The organism is Nocardioides sp. NBC_00850 (assembly GCF_045207335.1).
Taxonomy (GTDB): Bacteria; Actinomycetota; Actinomycetes; order Propionibacteriales; family Nocardioidaceae; genus Nocardioides.
In genome coordinates, this window is sequence record NZ_CP108845.1 from 5,867,122 (window position 1) to 5,881,947 (window position 14,826).

Sequence of the window (14,826 nt, forward strand, 5' to 3'; positions counted from 1 at the left end):
GTCTATGCCTGTTTGCTACTCGCCAGTAAGTCGGTGGGTCACGGAATCCACCGACCCCCGTTGTTGTTGAGCGCTACATGACCGTTGCGTGGCTCGACCAGGACACCATCGACAAGCTCCTCGACGACTCCGAGACGTGGGCGGTAGTCGGCCTCTCGGGCGATCCGTGGCGTACGGCCTACGCGATCGCCCAGGAGCTCCAGCAGCACGGCAAGCGGATCATCCCGATCCACCCCGGCGCCGCCGCCGAGGGCAAGGAGGTGCTCGGCGAGAAGGTCTACGCGACCCTGGCCGACGCCGCCGCGGCCGTCGGGAAGATCGATGTCGTCGACGTCTTCCGCCGCTCCGAGGCCGCCGGCCAGTTCGCCGACGAGGCCGTGGCGATCGGCGCCGGCGGCGTCTGGTTCCAGATGGGCGTGGTCGACGAGTCGGCCTTCGAGCGCACCACCGCGGCCGGCGTACCGATGGTCATGGACACCTGCCCCAGCAAGATCTGGTTCCAGCGCGCCAGGGCCGGCGCACAGGCATAAGGGCTACGGCTCGAACGTCATCGTCTGCAGGTGCTCATAGATCACCGAGGTCTCCACGTCGGCGATCTCGGCTCGCGAGGTGAGCCGGTCGATCACGAACGCGTAGAGCGCGTCGTTGTCGGCGACGGCGACGTGGACGATGAAGTCCATCCGGCCGGAGGTGACGAAGACGCCGACGGCCTCCGGGAGCGCGCCGACCCAGTCGCGGAAGGACTCGATGTTGGCGCGCGAGGGCGGTCGGATCCGCACGGCGACGAGCGCCTGCACGCCTCGGTCGATCTGGCGTAGGTCGAGGTCGAGGTACGCCCCGCGGATGAGCCCGCGACGCTGCATCGCCCGCGCGCGGTCGTGCACGGTGGTCGCCGAGACACCGACTTCCGCGGCGATGTCCCGAAGGCTCCGCCGTGCATCCATCGTCCAGGCGGCCAGAATCTGACGGTCGACTTCGTCCATGCACGCCAGATTAACCGATATTCCTGACAATGCCCGGCCCGATTGCGATCACTCCTGACATTCTCAAGACTTGTCCTCGAATCAGTTGGCGAATGACAGGAGTCGGAGTGATGAGCACAGACGTCGAGGAAGCCTCGATCGGGTTCGCCCCGGACGAGATCGACCAGTCCGCGAGCACGCGGGACGTGCCTTTCAAGTGGGTGGTCGTCGTCGACCAGGCCCTTCCCGCCGGACGCGCGGTGAACGCGGCCGTCTGCGTCGCGGGGGCGACCACGCAGCGTACGGTCGGCCTCCTCGGAGAGGACGCGATCGACGCCGACGACTCGACGCACCCGGGCCTGCCCTGGATCGGCTGTACGGTCCTGGGCGCCCCGGCCCAGCGACTGACCGACCTGCGGCGGCGGGCGGTCGCCCAGCCCGGCGTCGCGGTCATCGACATGCCGACCCAGGCGCAGCACACGAGGGTCTACGACGACTACCTGTTCGCCGTCGGGAACAGTCGCGGCGCCGACATGTCCTACTGCGCGGTCAGCCTCTTCGGCCCCCGCCGGATCATCGACAAGCTGGTCAAGGGGCTCTCGCTCCTCCCCTGAAAACTCAGGAGGAGGCGTTGCGGACGACCTCGCCCTTGGCAGCCGCCAACTCGGCGAGGGACTTCTCGTACGCCACCAGCTTCTGCTGGAGCTTGGGGTCGGCGACGCCGAGGATGCGGGCGGCGAGGATGCCGGCGTTCTTGGCGTTGCCGATGGCGACCGTCGCCACCGGGATACCACCGGGCATCTGGACGATCGACATCAGCGAGTCGAGTCCGTCGAGGTACTTCAGCGGCACCGGGACGCCGATGACCGGGAGCGGGGTGACCGAGGCGAGCATGCCCGGAAGCGCAGCCGCACCGCCGGCGCCGGCGATGATCACCGAGAGGCCGCGACCGGCAGCCTCACGGCCGTAGTCGAGCATCTCCTGCGGCATCCGGTGAGCCGACTTCACATCGGCCTCCCACTCGATCCCGAACTCGTCCAGCAGCTCGGCCGCAGCCTTCATCGTCGGCCAGTCGGAGTCGGACCCCATCACGATCCCTACACTTCGCGCGCGCATGAGGCCAAGGCTAGGCCGACGAGCATGTGTACGCGTGAACCGGGCCGCCCAACGGTGTCCGTAATTCGCTGTCGCGCTCCACAAGGTTAAGAGATCGTGTGGCCCGTGATGTCCGCCATGAGATATCGGCTCGGCCAAGCCGTGGTCATCTCGCTGCTGTCCGCGCTGATCACCGCGTGTGCTGTCTTCGCCCCGCTCTACGACCGCGCGATGCAGCAGGCCGCCACCGCGGTCACCCTCGACAACGCGACCAGCGTGGAACGCGACCTCCAGATCTTCGGACCGCAGGCGGACTATCTCCTGGAGCGCACCGACCCCGCAGAGCTCGCGCGACAGCTTCCGAACTCCTCGCTCTTCGAGCCCCCTGTCGCCGGCCGCAATGCCATCGCCGACCTCGATCTCGGCCCTGACTCGCTCTCTGTCCCCCAAGGTGACATCTGGTGGCGCGAGGGCCAGTGCGACCACATCAGGATCACCGCGGGAACCTGTCCCGACCAGAGCCGCGAGATCCTGGTCACCGACAACGAGGCGAAGGTATACGGCGTCGCCATCGGGAGCACGGTGAAGTCGTTGGCGGCCAAGCCCCCTATCGACGTGAACTATCACCAGCCGCCGACACCGTCGGCGACCTACCAGGTCGTCGGCACCTATCGGGCCGACGACGAAGCGTGGTGGCAAGGTCTCCAACTGGAGGGCCGGGCCGGGATCGCCGCCGGTGACATCGTCCAGCACGATGTGTGGCTGACCGACGAGTCGACCTTCGGTGGCACGACACCGTTCCTCGACGCCGAGCGGCCATGGGTCGGATCGCGGTTGCGCGCCGATGCCGTGGGGGTGGACGAACTCACCGCTCTCGAGGGCGACCTACGTGACCTCCGGGCGCGGGCCGAGAAGGTCGAGGAGCACGACGAGATCTTCGAGGACTCGATCACGTCGTTGGTGACGTCGCTGCCCGAGCTCACCGACGAGGTCGACGCTCAGATCGAACAGAGCCGTACGACGGTGCCACTGCTCCTCGTACAGCTGGGTGTGCTCGGGGTGATCGTCCTGTGGCTGATGCTGCTCGCGGCGACGGACCAGCGCCGCCCAGAGGTGGTGGTCGCGCGGCTTCGGGGACGAGGTGCGTCAGGGGCCAGGTCCTTGCTGATGGGCGAGCTTCTCCCCGCTGTGCTCGCCGGGATCGTGCCCGGGACAGCCGTGGCGATCCTCGCCGCCACCCTCGCGCGGGAGTACGCGCTGCCCGGCGATCCACCCTTCGAGCTGCCCCGGGGCATGCTGGCGTCCGGCATCGTCGCAGCCGCGGCCCTGGTCCTGGTGACGTACGCGGCCGTCTACCGGGTCGCCCGCGAACCCCTCGGCACCTTGCTCCATCGGACCCACCGCCGTCGCTCCGGATGGGCGATCGGCGCCGGCGACGCCGTGGCCATGGCCGCGTGCGGGGCGTGCGTGGTCGCCTTTGTGACGGGCAGCCTGACCGGGCCCATCGCGCTCGCCGCCCCTGCGCTGCTCTCCGCGCTCGTCGGTCTCGTCCTCGCACACCTCTTCACCCCGACGGCGATGCGGATCGGGCGCACGCTGCTGCGCCGCGGCCATCTGCGCGCCGGCGTCTCGCTGCTGGACGCGTCGCGGAGCATCGCCACGCGGCGTACGGTCGCCCTGGCCACCGTCGCCAGCGCGCTCGCCGTCTTCTCGGTCTGCGGTCTCCTCGTGGGCGAGCGCAACCGTGCGGTCGCGGCGGAACAGGAGGCGGGCGCCCCGTTGATCGCCGAGCTCCAGGGGCAGCGGTCGGCCGCAGACAACCTCAGGTCGGTACGTCGCGTGCTCGCGAGAATCGACCCCGAGAGCACCCAGGTGACCCCCGTCGTACGAGCCGCAGCTCCCAGCGGTGGCGCCACGACGTTCGCCGTCGATCCGCACGGGTTCCGGCAGATCGCTCTCTTCGGCACCGGGGACGGCCCCAGCGCCGGCCAATGGAAAGCACTCGCCGACGAAAAGGCGCGCGAGCCGATCCCGGTCATCACCACCGGGTCGCTCTTCGAGGACGAGGTCACCATCGTCGGCCTTGACGGCATCGAGCAGGACGGCGAGGAGGTCGCGGCCATCGACCGGGTTCCCGGCGGCGGCCCGGACGTCGCCCTTGTCGATCTCGCCACCGCCCAGGAGCTCGCCCCTCCCGACGCCGATTCCACCATCTCCCTGTGGTTCTCTGCCGAGGATCGGGCGCTGCTCGACCGGGTCAGCGCCGACCTCGAGGAAGAAGGCATCATCGTCACCGAGACCCGAACGCTGAGTGACGTACGCCGCAGCCTGGACGAGTCGGTCGCAGCCTGGAGCCTGCGGCTCGGCGTCGTGGTCGGCCTCGCCGCCGTGGCGATCGCCGTACTCGCGTTGAGCGTGTTGACGGTGACCGGCTGGCGCACCCGCGCTCGCGACCTGGCCTCGCTGTGGTTGGCGGGTGTGGATCGGCGCACAGTCAGGCGGCTCCCCGGCGCCACGCAGCTGCTGCCCGTGGTCCTGGGGGTCCTCGCCGGCGCCGGAGCCGGTGTGCTCGGCGCCCTGCTGACCCTGCCCGACATCCCCCTCTTCGCCGTGCCACCTGCCGTCGACACCATCGACGTGTCCGTTCCATGGCTGGCGGTCGGACTGACCACGCTCGGCTGTCTGCTGGTCCTCGGCACAGCCGCCGTCCTCCTCGGCCGGGCAGTCGCAGCCGCCGCGCGCCTCGACCGGGTCCGGGAGACGGCATGAGCAGCGGCATGAGCAGCGGGATGGGCATCCGTACCCACGGCCTGGTGCACATCTACCACGCAGAGGGACACGACGTGGCGGCCCTATCCGGTGTCGACCTGGACGTGAGACCCGGCGAGCTGATGGGGCTGCTGGGCCCCTCAGGATCCGGGAAGTCGACGCTGATGAGCCTCCTGGCCGGCGTCTTCCGGCCCAGCGCCGGCAAGATCTTCGTGGGTGCGCACGAGGTCTCATCGGCGAGCACGAAGGAGCTGGACCGACTCCGGGCGACCCAGGTCTCACTCATGCTCCAGGGTGCGGGACGCAACCTGCTGCCCTACGCCACTCCGGCGGCCAACGTGGGTTTCGCCCAGCGCGCGGCTCGCGCGACCAAGGATCTGCCCACCGCGGAGGAGGTGCTCAGCGAGCTCGGAATCGCCGACGTGGCCCACCGTCCGCTGGCCGGCCTCACCCCTGGTGAGCTGCAGCTCGTTGCGCTGGCGGTTGCTCTCGCCACCCGGCCCGGGCTCGTCCTCGCCGACGAGCCCACCAGCCAGCTCGGCCACGCCGCCCGTGACCTCGTCCTCGAGCGGCTCGCTTGGATCAACCGCACCCACGGCACGACCGTCGTGCTCGTCACCCACGATCCGCACGTCGCCGCGTTCCTGCCCCGCACGGTCACCATCCGCGACGGCCGTATCGGTGGCGAGGGACGCAGCGGGGAGGAGTACGCCGTGGTGACGGCAGATGGTTCGCTCCCGCTTCCCGGCCACGTACGCGACGCGCTTCCGCCAGGCACACTGGTGCGCTTCCATCCGGTGGACGGTCACTATGAGCTCGTTCCCGAGCACGAGGAGGCGAGCGATGAGTGAGCTTCGCGCGAACGGGTTGACGGTGACGTACGGGAACCTGGTTGCCGTCCAGGCGATCGATCTCGACCTCGAGGCAGGGGTCATGCTGGCGGTCACCGGGCCCTCCGGCGCCGGGAAGTCGTCGCTGCTGTGGGCGCTGGGCGGCGCCCTGCCCCCGGCAGCAGGATCCGTGAACGTGGACGGAACGCCGCTGGCCGGCCGGGACGACGCCGCCGCCCGCGGCGTCACCCTCATCCCCCAGGGCAACGGGCTCGCCGGGGCGCTCTCCGCGGAGGAGAACATCCTGGTACCGATGCTTGCCCGCAAGGTGTCACCCCGGGAGGCGCTCGAGCGCACCTCGGCGGCGCTCGAGCTGGTCGGCCTCGCGGAGTCCGGACGCCACCTGGTCGATGAGCTCTCAGGCGGTCAGCAGCAGCGGGTCGCGCTCGCCCGCGCGTTCGCGATGCGGGCCGCCGTGATCCTCGCCGACGAGTCCACCAGCGACCTGGATGCCGGCAACCGGGAGCGGATGATCGCCGCACTTCGGGCCGAGGCGGCGCGGGGCGCGATCGTCGTCCTCGCCACCCATGACCCTGAAGCCGCCGACGAGGCCGACGCCGAGCTCGCGCTCGACGAAGGGGTCGCGTCATGGCCCCGACCTCTGCCTGTCACCTGAGTGTCGGTCCTGGCCGCTAGTGTGCTGGGCACTCTCCCCCACGACCCCACAAAGGCAGATGGATCCAGCTACCAGCACCGACGTCGTCGTCAGCGCGCGACCGAACCCGACCGCGGTCGAGCGGTTCACCGGGCTGACCAAGGCGGAGCGCAAGGCGCTGCCGTCCCGGCTGCGGCAGGTCGCTTCCTGGTCCCGGCAGGCGGCGTCGGTGACCCGCGCCCGGGCCGAGATCGAGCAGGAGGCGGCCGAGGCGGTCGACCACTACCGGGCGAGCGCGGCCGAGCTGAAGCGCGCGGCGCAGGTGGCCTGGCGCAGCATCGCCCTGGACCGGAGCGATGGGCCGCGCCTGGCCGCGATCGCGCGGCGTCACGCGCTCGAGCCGGTCGAGGAGACCACCCAGGAGCTCGTCGACTCGCTCGTCGCCGCCGCGGACGACGTGGCGCAGGCCAAGAAGGCTTCCGGGGCGCGTCGCCTGCTGGTGCGCAGGAGCCGCCGCGAAGAGGCCGAGCTGGCGGGCAGACAGGTCCTCGATCTGCACCAGCGCGCGAGCGAGATCCAGGCGCCGGCGCGGCTCGACGAGCTGACCAGGCTCCCGTCCCGGCGCCGGGTACGGATCCGCGAGGCGCTGCTGCCGAGCGTCGGCCTCCTCGAGGCGCTCTCCGACCTCGGCTCGGAGGCGGTGCTGGCTCCGCGCAAGGGCGTCCTCGTGCTGCGCAACGAGGGCGAGGCCCTCAACGAGGCCAGACGCTCCGAGGAGCCCGCACGCCGCGCCGCGACCGACGCCGCCAACGCGGTCCGGAGCGCGGACACCGACACGGCGGTCAGGTCGCTGCCGGTCGACGAGCTCGCCGACCTCGTCCGCGTCGAACCCCTCCTCGAGGCCGGGATCCATACCGTCCACGAGGTCATCCATCCCGCCTCTGACCTGCGACAACTCCCCGGCGTCGGCCCGGCCACCGCGATGCGGATGCAGGAGGCGGCGCAGGCGCTGTGGCAGCGCACCTACGACGAGATGCCGCTCGCCATCGACCACGAGCGTCGCACCCCGGCGGCCACCAGGCTGCTCGCGCGGCTGGCGGAGTGGGAGGCCGGGCGGCGTACGAAGGACGCGGGGGCGGAGCTCGCCCTGGTCCAGTCGCTGCGGCCGCTGACCCGGTCGCTCGACAGCGGCGCGAGGTTCCATCTGATCCTGGCCAACGCGGCCAGCCTCGACGACTTCCAGGGCGCACTGCGGGCGATCGCCCATCGGGCCGAGATGGCTCGCCGGGTGCGTCCGGGCAACCGGCCCGCCGACCCGTGGGAGGACTTCGAGAAGCGGCCCGCCGACTACTACGCGATGCTCTCCGAGCTCGGCTTCCTCACCGAGGACGAGGACAAGATCCACGGTGACCTGTCCGCCGAGATCATCGAGGCGGTGCGGGCGCAGGAGCTGCGCACGAACAACCTGACCGCGTCGCTGCGCGGCTACCAGCACTTCGGCGTCCGCTTCGCGCTGGTGCAGATGAAGGTGATCATCGGCGACGAGATGGGGCTCGGCAAGACGCTCCAGTCGCTGGCCGTGCTCGCTCATCTCCACGCGATGGGCGCGTCCCACACGCTGGTCGTCTGCCCCGCTGCCGTGGTCACCAACTGGGTGCGCGAGACCGACTCGAAGACGACCCTGATCCCGCACCGCCTCCACGGCAACCGCCGTCTGAAGGCCGCTAAGATCTGGGTCGAGCAGGGCGGCGTCGCGGTGACCACCTACGAGACGCTCAACGCGATCCAGCCGTTCCTCGACCAGGTCAAGGTCGCCTGCGTCGTGGTCGACGAGGCGCACATGATCAAGTCGCCCCGCACCCAGCGCACCGAACGCGTCCGCCGCGTCCTCGACGCCTGCGATCGCGCCATCCTGCTCACCGGCACGCCGATGGAGAACCGCATCGACGAGTTCCGCAACCTGGTCTCCTACCTCCGCCCCGACCTGCTGCTCTCCGCCGACGAGTTCAACCCCCACCGGTTCCGCAAGCAGGTCGCCCCGGTCTACCTGCGCCGCAACCAGGAGGACGTGCTCACCGAGCTGCCCGACCTCGTCGAGGTCGAGGACTGGCTGCCCCTGTCCGTGGCCGACGAGAGGGCGTACGCCGAGTGCGTCCGCGACGGCAACTTCATGGCCATGCGGCAGGCCGCAATGCTCCAGGGCACCTCGTCGGCGAAGGTCGAGCGGCTGGTCGAGATCGTCGGCGAGGCCGAGGAGAACGGCCGCCGCGTGATCGTGTTCTCCCACTTCAGGAAGGTCCTCGACGACCTGGTCACGCTGCTGCCGGGCGAGGTCTTCGGACCTTTGACCGGGTCGGTGCCTGCCGAGGAGCGCCAGCAGATGGTCGACGAGTTCTCCGCTGCTGGGCACGGTGCCGTGCTGGTCACCCAGATCGTCGCCGGCGGCGTCGGCCTCAACATCCAGTCGGCCAGCGTCGTCGTCATCTGCGAGCCCCAGCTCAAGCCGACCATCGAGTGGCAGGCCATCGCCCGTGCCCGCCGGATGGGCCAGCTCCAGTCCGTCCAGGTCCACCGCCTGCTCTCGGAAATCGGCGTCGACCAGCGCGTCCACGACATCCTCGCCGCCAAGGCCGAGCTCTTCGACGACTTCGCCCGGGTCAGCGCCACCGCCGCCAGCAGCCCCGAAGCGTACGAGACCTCGCACCCCGAGGACGCCGTCACCGCCCTGGCCACCGAAGCCTCCGACGCCGAGATCGCCCGTGACGTCGTCGCCACCGAACGCCAGCGCCTAGGCGTCTGACCCGTCCAGCCCCCGCCGAGACGTCAGCCCCGTCGGCCGAGACGTCACTTGTGCAGGTCGAAACGTCACTTACGCAGGCCGAGTCGGCACCGGCGTGACATCTCGGCCGACCCAACTGACGTTTCGGCCGACCTACGTGACGCCTCGGCCGGCGCGGGTGACTTCTCGGTCAGTCGGAGTCGTTGCCGAGGTCGCCCTGGAACCAGTCGGCGGCGTGGCGGGCGCGCTCGAGGCAGTCGTCGAGGTCGTCGCCGTAGACGTTGACGTGGCCGACCTTGCGACCCGGGCGCATCTCCTTGCCGTAGAGGTGGACGCGGAGGTGGGGGTCGCGGGCCATGGCGTGGGGGTAGCCGTCGTAGAGGCGGCCGACGTTCTCCCGGGTCGAGCCGAGGATGTTGACCATCACCGACCACTTCGCGCGGGGGGCGGGAGAGCCAAGAGGGAGGTCCATGACCGCACGCAGATGGTTCTCGAACTGCGAGGTGACGGCGCCGTCCTGGGTCCAGTGGCCGGTGTTGTGCGGGCGCATGGCGAGCTCGTTGACGAGCAGCCGGCCGTCGACGGTCTCGAACATCTCGACCGCCAGGATGCCGACGACGCCGAGCTCCCCCGCGATGCGCAGCGCGATCTGCTCGCCCTGGACGGCAAGCTCGGGCGAGAGGTCGGGCGCCGGGGCGATGACCTCCTTGCAGACGCCGTTCTCCTGGTAGGTGTGCACGACCGGGTACGCAGCGGCCTGGCCGCTCGGCGAACGGGCGACGATCGCGGAGAGCTCCCGGCGGAAGTCGACGAGCTCCTCAGCCAGGACCTGGACACCTGCCTCCTCGGCGACGCGAAGCGGCTCGGCGACATCGGCGACGTCGCGTACGACCCAGACGCCCTTGCCGTCATACCCGCCGCGAGTGGTCTTGAGGACGCATGGGAAACCGAACGCCTCGACCTCGGCCGTGGACGACACGATGGCGTTGCGCGGGCACGGGATGCCGAGCTCGGTCAGCCGCGCGCGCATGACGCCCTTGTCCTGGGCGTGCACGAGCGCGTCGGGCCCGGGGCGGACCGCTACCCCGGCAGCCGCGAGCGCGTGCAGATGCTCGGTCGGGACGTGCTCGTGGTCGAAGGTGACCACCTCACAGCCCTCGGTGGCCTTCTTCAACGTGTCCAGGTCGCGGTAGTCGCCGACCATCTGGTCGGGGATCACCTGAGCGGCCGACACACCCTCGCCCTCGGCGAGAAGCCGGAGCGGGAGGCCGAGCGCGATTGCGGGCTGAGCCATCATGCGGGCCAGCTGGCCGCCGCCGATGATCGCAAGTGTCGGTGCGAGGGTCACGACCACAGGGTAATGAGGCTGCCCCGCCGGGGCCGATTTCGCGGATCCCCCTCACGCAATCCGCGAAACCCGACCCCCGGCAGGTGGACGAAGGTCAGGCCTTCTCGAAGCGCAGGCCCTTGCCGCGCAAGGTGGTGATCAGATGGGGCTTCCGGGGGTCGTCGCCCAGCTTGCGACGCACCCATCCCAGGTGTACGTCGATGGTCTTCGACGAGGTGTAGAAGGTCGCGTTCCACACGTCCCTCATCAACTCGTCGCGGGAGACGACGTTGCCAGCCCTCTTGATCAGGGCGTGGACCAGGTCGAACTCCTTGCGAGAGAGCGTCAGCTCCTCATCGTTCCGCCATGCTCGCCGGGTCTCCGGGTCGAGCTTGATCTCCTGTACCTCGATCATGAGACCGACATTAGGGAGGTAAAGAGCCCTTGGCAAAGGATTGCACGATATTGCCACTGACATTTTCATGCCAAGGTGCAACGAATTGGGCATGACAAACGTGCGCCCCCGAATGGCGCACTCAACCATGCCCGCGAAGGGCCCGCCGGGTAAAGCAATCAGAGCCCGGCGTTGATCGACTGTTAACTACAACGGAATGTGAACAAACCCACGAAGTCGCAGGTCAGCGACACCCTCGAAGGTCACGATTCAGACACGGCGGACAGCGACGGGCTCCACGATCCCGAAGCCTCGCACCGGTCGAGCGGCCAGTCGCCGGGTCTCGAACTCGTCCTCGGGCATCGTCCCGGCGGTCGCCTCGTCGACGATGATCCGGTTGCGGCGAGCGACGGCGGTCAGCCGCGCGGCCATGTTCACGGGCGGTCCGAAGACATCGCCGAGACGCGAGACGACGTTGCCGGAGGCGAGCCCGACACGTACGTCCGGCATCCGCGGGTCCCGGCCGATCACGTTGATGATGCCCTCGGCGGTGCCGTAGGCCTGGAGCGGGTCGTCGTTGACGAAGAGCACCGAGTCGCCGAGCGACTTGATGATCCGGCCGCCCCAGGTCGCCACCACGTCGGCACACCGCGACTCGAAGAGCTCGACCAGGTCACCGATCTTCTCCTCGGTCAGCGTGTTCGACAGTGCGGTGAACGAGACGATGTCGGCGAATCCGACCGTCTGCCAGACCGTGCCCAATTGCTCCTCGGGGCCGGCGACCGAGGCCTCGGCCCGCGCGAGCGCGGCGCGCGTGTGCCGGCGCCAGGCGAAGATCATCATCTCCTCGAACGCGCTCTCGAACTGCTCGGAGACCGAGACGGTCGCCTTCAGCAGCTCGGCGGGCGTCCGGTCGTCCTCGTTCTGGGTCTCGACGTGGTGCAGCAGGGCGGAGACCTCGTAGTCGGACAGGCGCGCCATCGACTGCCCGATGCCGCGGGTCAGGTTGACGACCAGGTCGAAGCTGACCAGCCCGTTGCCGGCGATCTCGTTGGCCTTGGCCAGGGCTTGCACGTCCGCCTCGTCGAAGAAGGCCTGGTCGTCCCCGATCTCCGGAAATCCGAGCGCACGCCACAGGCGCTTCGCCTGGTCCAGGCTCACGCCGGCCTTCTCGGCGACCTCCGCCGAGGTCAGGTTGACGGGCTGCTTCGATTTCGCCACGAACAGATCATGCCATCCGGCTCGTCACGACCGCCCGTCACAACCGTCCGTCACGACCGCGGACGGAGCCGGGCGTGGATGACGTCGCCCGCGCCGACCACCCGCGACCCCTCGTCGGTCGCGATGACCAGGCGGCCGAAGTCGTCGATCTCGGTGGCCACGCCCTCCCAGACGTCCCCACCCGGCAGCTCGGCGCGCACCTGCTCACCGACGGTCACCGACAGCTCCCGGTAGCGGCGGGCGAGCTCGGCGGGGTCCGACCCCCAGATCTCGTACGCAGCACCCAGCTCCTCCAGCAGCGCGGCAAGCATCTCGGTGCGGTCGACGGGCGCACCGCTCTCCAGCTCCAACGAGGTGGCGGTCTCGATCGGCAGTTCCTCGCGCGTCAGCGAGGTGTTGAGCCCGAACCCGATCACGGCGGCCGCGCCCTCAGGCGCCTCGATCCGCTCGATCAGGATCCCGCAGACCTTGCGACCTTCGATGAGTACGTCGTTGGGCCACTTCAGCCCGGCTGCGTACCCCTTCTTCCGCAGCACCGATGCGACCGCGACACCGGTCATCAGCGGCAGCCACGGCCACCGCTCGACCGGGATCGAGGGCGAGGGACGCAGCAGCGCGGAGACGGTCAGTGCCGAGCGCGCAGGGGTGGTCCAGCCCCGGTCGAGGCGTCCCCGGCCGGCGGTCTGGTGCTCGGTGGTGATCACCAGGCCGGGCGCCTCGCCCGAGCGCGCACGCTCGGCCAGTACGGCATTGGTCGAGGGCGTCTCGTCGAGGACCTCGACGCGCCATCCCCCCGGCAACGCATCGAGCCGGGAGCGGTCAAGTGACGGGCGTCGCATCGCGAAAGGAGGCACGAGGATTAGATTGGCCCTCGCACCGCACGAAGTCCAAAGGAGCACCGTGAGCGCCGAACCCACTCCTCAGCCAGAGATCGATCTGCACACGACTGCCGGGAAGCTGGCCGAGCTGGAGCGTCGTCTTGACGAGGCTGTCCATGCTGGTTCTGCCAAGGCGGTGGAGAAGCAGCATGCGAAGGGTCGTCAGACCGCGCGGGAGCGGATCGAGATGCTGCTCGATGAGGGCTCCTTCCAGGAGGTCGACGAGCTCGCGCGGCACCGGTCGACGGCGTTCGGCCTGGAGAAGAACCGGCCCTTCGGCGATGGTGTGGTCACCGGGTACGGCACCATCGATGGGCGTCAGGTGTGTGTGTTCTCCCAGGACTTCACCGTCTTCGGTGGCTCGCTGGGTGAGGTCTATGGCGAGAAGATCACCAAGATCATGGACCTGGCGATCAAGACCGGGTCCCCGCTGATCGGGATCAACGAGGGCGCCGGCGCCCGGATCCAGGAAGGCGTCGTGTCCCTGGGGCTGTATGGGGAGATCTTCAAACGCAACGTGCACGCCTCCGGGGTGATCCCGCAGATCAGCCTGATCATGGGCAACTGCGCCGGCGGGCATGTCTACTCCCCCGCGGTCACCGACTTCACCATCATGGTCGACAAGACCTCCGGCATGTTCATCACCGGCCCCGACGTGATCAAGACCGTCACCGGTGAGGACATCACCATGGAAGAGCTCGGCGGCGCCCTGGCCCACAACTCCAAGTCCGGGGTGGCCCACTACATGGGCACCGACGAGGCCGACGCCATCGACTACGTCAAAGCCCTGCTGTCTTACCTGCCCTCGAACAACATGGAGGAACCCCCCGCGTTCGAGGAGGTCGCGGATCTGGAGATCTCCGACCTGGATCGGGAGCTGGACACCTTCATCCCCGATGGCGGGAACCAGCCCTACGACATGCACGAGGTCATCTCCCACATTGTTGATACCAATGACGACGGCGAGGGGGAGTTCCTCGAGGTCCAGCCGTTGTGGGCACCCAACATCATCATCGGCTACGCCCGGATCGAGGGCCGCCCGGTCGGGATCGTGGCCAACCAGCCGATGCAGTTCGCCGGCTGTCTCGACATCGACGCCTCCGAGAAGGCCGCCCGCTTCGTGCGCACCTGCGACGCCTTCAACGTCCCGGTGATCACCTTCGTCGACGTCCCCGGGTTCTTGCCCGGCACCGACCAAGAACACAACGGCATCATCCGCCGCGGCGCGAAACTGATCTACGCCTACGCCGAGGCCACCGTCCCCCTGGTCACCATCATCACCCGCAAGGCCTACGGCGGCGCCTACGACGTGATGGGCTCCAAACACCTCGGCGCCGACATCAACCTGGCCTGGCCCACCGCCCAGATCGCGGTCATGGGCGCCCAGGGCGCGGCCAACATCGTCCACCGCCGCACCCTGGCCGAGGTCGAGGCCGCCGGTGGGGACGTCGAGGCCAAACGCGCCCAGCTGATCGATGAGTACGAGACCACCCTGGCCAACCCCTACATCGCCGCCGAGCGTGGCTATGTCGACGCGGTCATCCCCCCGCACGAGACCCGCGCCGAGGTCACCCGCGCCCTGCGGCTGCTCCGCACCAAACGGGAGACCCTGCCCGCCAAGAAGCACGGGAACATCCCGCTGTGACCACACCCGAAAACCCGACCAACGAGCCGACCAGCGAGCCGACAGTCGAGCAGAAGCCCCTGCTCAAGGTCATCGACCAGCACGCCACCCCCGAAGACATCGCCGCGATCGTGGCCGTCTTCGCAGCCCTGGGATCGGCGAGCGAGGCACCCAAGAAGAAGCCGCGCTCCCTGTGGGCCACCCCCCAGCTGCGTACCCCGCTCCACCCCGGCCCCGGCGCCTGGCGCGCCAGCGGCCTGCCTCGCTGACGAGGACCGCAATGTCATGATCG

Annotated in this window: 14 protein-coding genes; 8 read left to right on the forward strand and 6 right to left on the reverse strand. The window is 69.5% G+C overall.

Annotated elements, in window-relative coordinates; genetic code table 11:
• The first annotated feature begins 77 nt into the window (after positions 1-77).
• Positions 78-530 (forward strand): CoA-binding protein, encoded by a 453-nt coding sequence (locus OH802_RS28440; protein ID WP_406023714.1) that lies wholly within the window; start codon positions 78-80, stop codon positions 528-530.
• 3 nt (positions 531-533) lie between these two features.
• On the opposite strand, the gene OH802_RS28445 is transcribed toward OH802_RS28440, so the two are convergent.
• Positions 534-983, reverse strand: a complete 450-nt coding sequence (locus OH802_RS28445; protein WP_406023715.1) for an Lrp/AsnC family transcriptional regulator — start codon at positions 981-983, stop codon at positions 534-536.
• 110 nt (positions 984-1,093) lie between these two features.
• Between OH802_RS28445 and OH802_RS28450 the strand changes: the two genes are divergently transcribed.
• A complete protein-coding gene (locus tag OH802_RS28450) occupies positions 1,094-1,576 on the forward strand; it encodes a DUF2000 domain-containing protein (protein WP_406023716.1) in 483 nt (160 codons plus the stop codon).
• A gap of 4 nt (positions 1,577-1,580) precedes the next feature.
• Here OH802_RS28450 and purE read toward each other — a convergent pair whose 3' ends face one another.
• Positions 1,581-2,078, reverse strand: a complete 498-nt coding sequence (gene purE, locus OH802_RS28455) for a 5-(carboxyamino)imidazole ribonucleotide mutase (RefSeq protein WP_406023717.1) — start codon at positions 2,076-2,078, stop codon at positions 1,581-1,583.
• 117 nt (positions 2,079-2,195) lie between these two features.
• Here purE and OH802_RS28460 point away from each other — a divergent pair, with 117 nt between their 5' ends.
• The 4 genes from OH802_RS28460 to OH802_RS28475 are packed head-to-tail and all read left to right on the forward strand — an operon-like array spanning position 2,196 to position 9,111.
• Positions 2,196-4,826, forward strand: a complete 2,631-nt coding sequence (locus OH802_RS28460; RefSeq protein WP_406023718.1) for an FtsX-like permease family protein — start codon at positions 2,196-2,198, stop codon at positions 4,824-4,826.
• Positions 4,823-5,677 carry an ABC transporter ATP-binding protein gene (locus OH802_RS28465; RefSeq protein WP_406023719.1) on the forward strand — a complete coding sequence of 285 codons (855 nt, stop codon included), beginning with the start codon at positions 4,823-4,825 and terminating at the stop codon, positions 5,675-5,677. The genes OH802_RS28460 and OH802_RS28465 overlap by 4 nt, the downstream gene beginning before the upstream one ends.
• Positions 5,670-6,332, forward strand: coding sequence for an ATP-binding cassette domain-containing protein (locus tag OH802_RS28470; protein WP_406023720.1), 663 nt, complete (start codon positions 5,670-5,672; stop codon positions 6,330-6,332). The genes OH802_RS28465 and OH802_RS28470 overlap by 8 nt, the downstream gene beginning before the upstream one ends.
• Positions 6,333-6,390: 58 nt before the next feature.
• The gene (locus OH802_RS28475) at positions 6,391-9,111 is read left to right on the forward strand and encodes a DEAD/DEAH box helicase (protein WP_406023721.1); all 2,721 of its coding nucleotides are present in this window, start codon (positions 6,391-6,393) and stop codon (positions 9,109-9,111) included.
• 169 nt (positions 9,112-9,280) lie between these two features.
• Here OH802_RS28475 and OH802_RS28480 read toward each other — a convergent pair whose 3' ends face one another.
• The 4 genes from OH802_RS28480 to OH802_RS28495 all read right to left on the reverse strand — a co-directional run bounded on the left by OH802_RS28480 (position 9,281) and on the right by OH802_RS28495 (position 12,871).
• Positions 9,281-10,438, reverse strand: a complete 1,158-nt coding sequence (locus OH802_RS28480) for a 5-(carboxyamino)imidazole ribonucleotide synthase (protein WP_406023722.1) — start codon at positions 10,436-10,438, stop codon at positions 9,281-9,283.
• A gap of 94 nt (positions 10,439-10,532) precedes the next feature.
• A complete protein-coding gene (locus tag OH802_RS28485) occupies positions 10,533-10,832 on the reverse strand; it encodes a winged helix-turn-helix domain-containing protein (protein WP_229788189.1) in 300 nt (99 codons plus the stop codon).
• A 249-nt stretch (positions 10,833-11,081) separates the two neighbouring features.
• Complete coding sequence (locus OH802_RS28490) at positions 11,082-12,032, reverse strand: adenylate/guanylate cyclase domain-containing protein (protein WP_355232321.1); 951 nt, start codon at positions 12,030-12,032, stop codon at positions 11,082-11,084.
• Positions 12,033-12,082: 50 nt separating this feature from the next.
• Positions 12,083-12,871: a biotin--[acetyl-CoA-carboxylase] ligase gene (locus OH802_RS28495; RefSeq protein ID WP_406023723.1), complete on the reverse strand. Its 789-nt coding sequence runs from the start codon at positions 12,869-12,871 to the stop codon at positions 12,083-12,085.
• A 61-nt stretch (positions 12,872-12,932) separates the two neighbouring features.
• On the opposite strand from OH802_RS28495, the gene OH802_RS28500 reads away from it, so the two are divergent.
• Both OH802_RS28500 and OH802_RS28505 read left to right on the forward strand, forming a co-directional pair.
• Positions 12,933-14,555 carry an acyl-CoA carboxylase subunit beta gene (locus OH802_RS28500; RefSeq protein ID WP_406023724.1) on the forward strand — a complete coding sequence of 541 codons (1,623 nt, stop codon included), beginning with the start codon at positions 12,933-12,935 and terminating at the stop codon, positions 14,553-14,555.
• The gene (locus tag OH802_RS28505) at positions 14,552-14,803 is read left to right on the forward strand and encodes an acyl-CoA carboxylase epsilon subunit (RefSeq protein WP_406023725.1); all 252 of its coding nucleotides are present in this window, start codon (positions 14,552-14,554) and stop codon (positions 14,801-14,803) included. The genes OH802_RS28500 and OH802_RS28505 overlap by 4 nt, the downstream gene beginning before the upstream one ends.
• Positions 14,804-14,826 lie beyond the last annotated feature (23 nt).

Coding starts and splice junctions, on each gene's coding strand:
- OH802_RS28440 (WP_406023714.1), top strand. CDS start 78: ATGACCGTTGCGTGGCTCGACCAGGACACCATCGACAAGCTCCTCGAC.
- OH802_RS28465 (WP_406023719.1), top strand. CDS start 4,823: ATGAGCAGCGGCATGAGCAGCGGGATGGGCATCCGTACCCACGGCCTG.
- OH802_RS28470 (WP_406023720.1), top strand. CDS start 5,670: ATGAGTGAGCTTCGCGCGAACGGGTTGACGGTGACGTACGGGAACCTG.
- OH802_RS28485 (WP_229788189.1), bottom strand. CDS start 10,832: ATGATCGAGGTACAGGAGATCAAGCTCGACCCGGAGACCCGGCGAGCA.
- OH802_RS28460 (WP_406023718.1), top strand. CDS start 2,196: ATGAGATATCGGCTCGGCCAAGCCGTGGTCATCTCGCTGCTGTCCGCG.
- OH802_RS28475 (WP_406023721.1), top strand. CDS start 6,391: ATGGATCCAGCTACCAGCACCGACGTCGTCGTCAGCGCGCGACCGAAC.
- OH802_RS28445 (WP_406023715.1), bottom strand. CDS start 983: ATGGACGAAGTCGACCGTCAGATTCTGGCCGCCTGGACGATGGATGCA.
- purE (WP_406023717.1), bottom strand. CDS start 2,078: ATGCGCGCGCGAAGTGTAGGGATCGTGATGGGGTCCGACTCCGACTGG.
- OH802_RS28450 (WP_406023716.1), top strand. CDS start 1,094: ATGAGCACAGACGTCGAGGAAGCCTCGATCGGGTTCGCCCCGGACGAG.
- OH802_RS28495 (WP_406023723.1), bottom strand. CDS start 12,871: ATGCGACGCCCGTCACTTGACCGCTCCCGGCTCGATGCGTTGCCGGGG.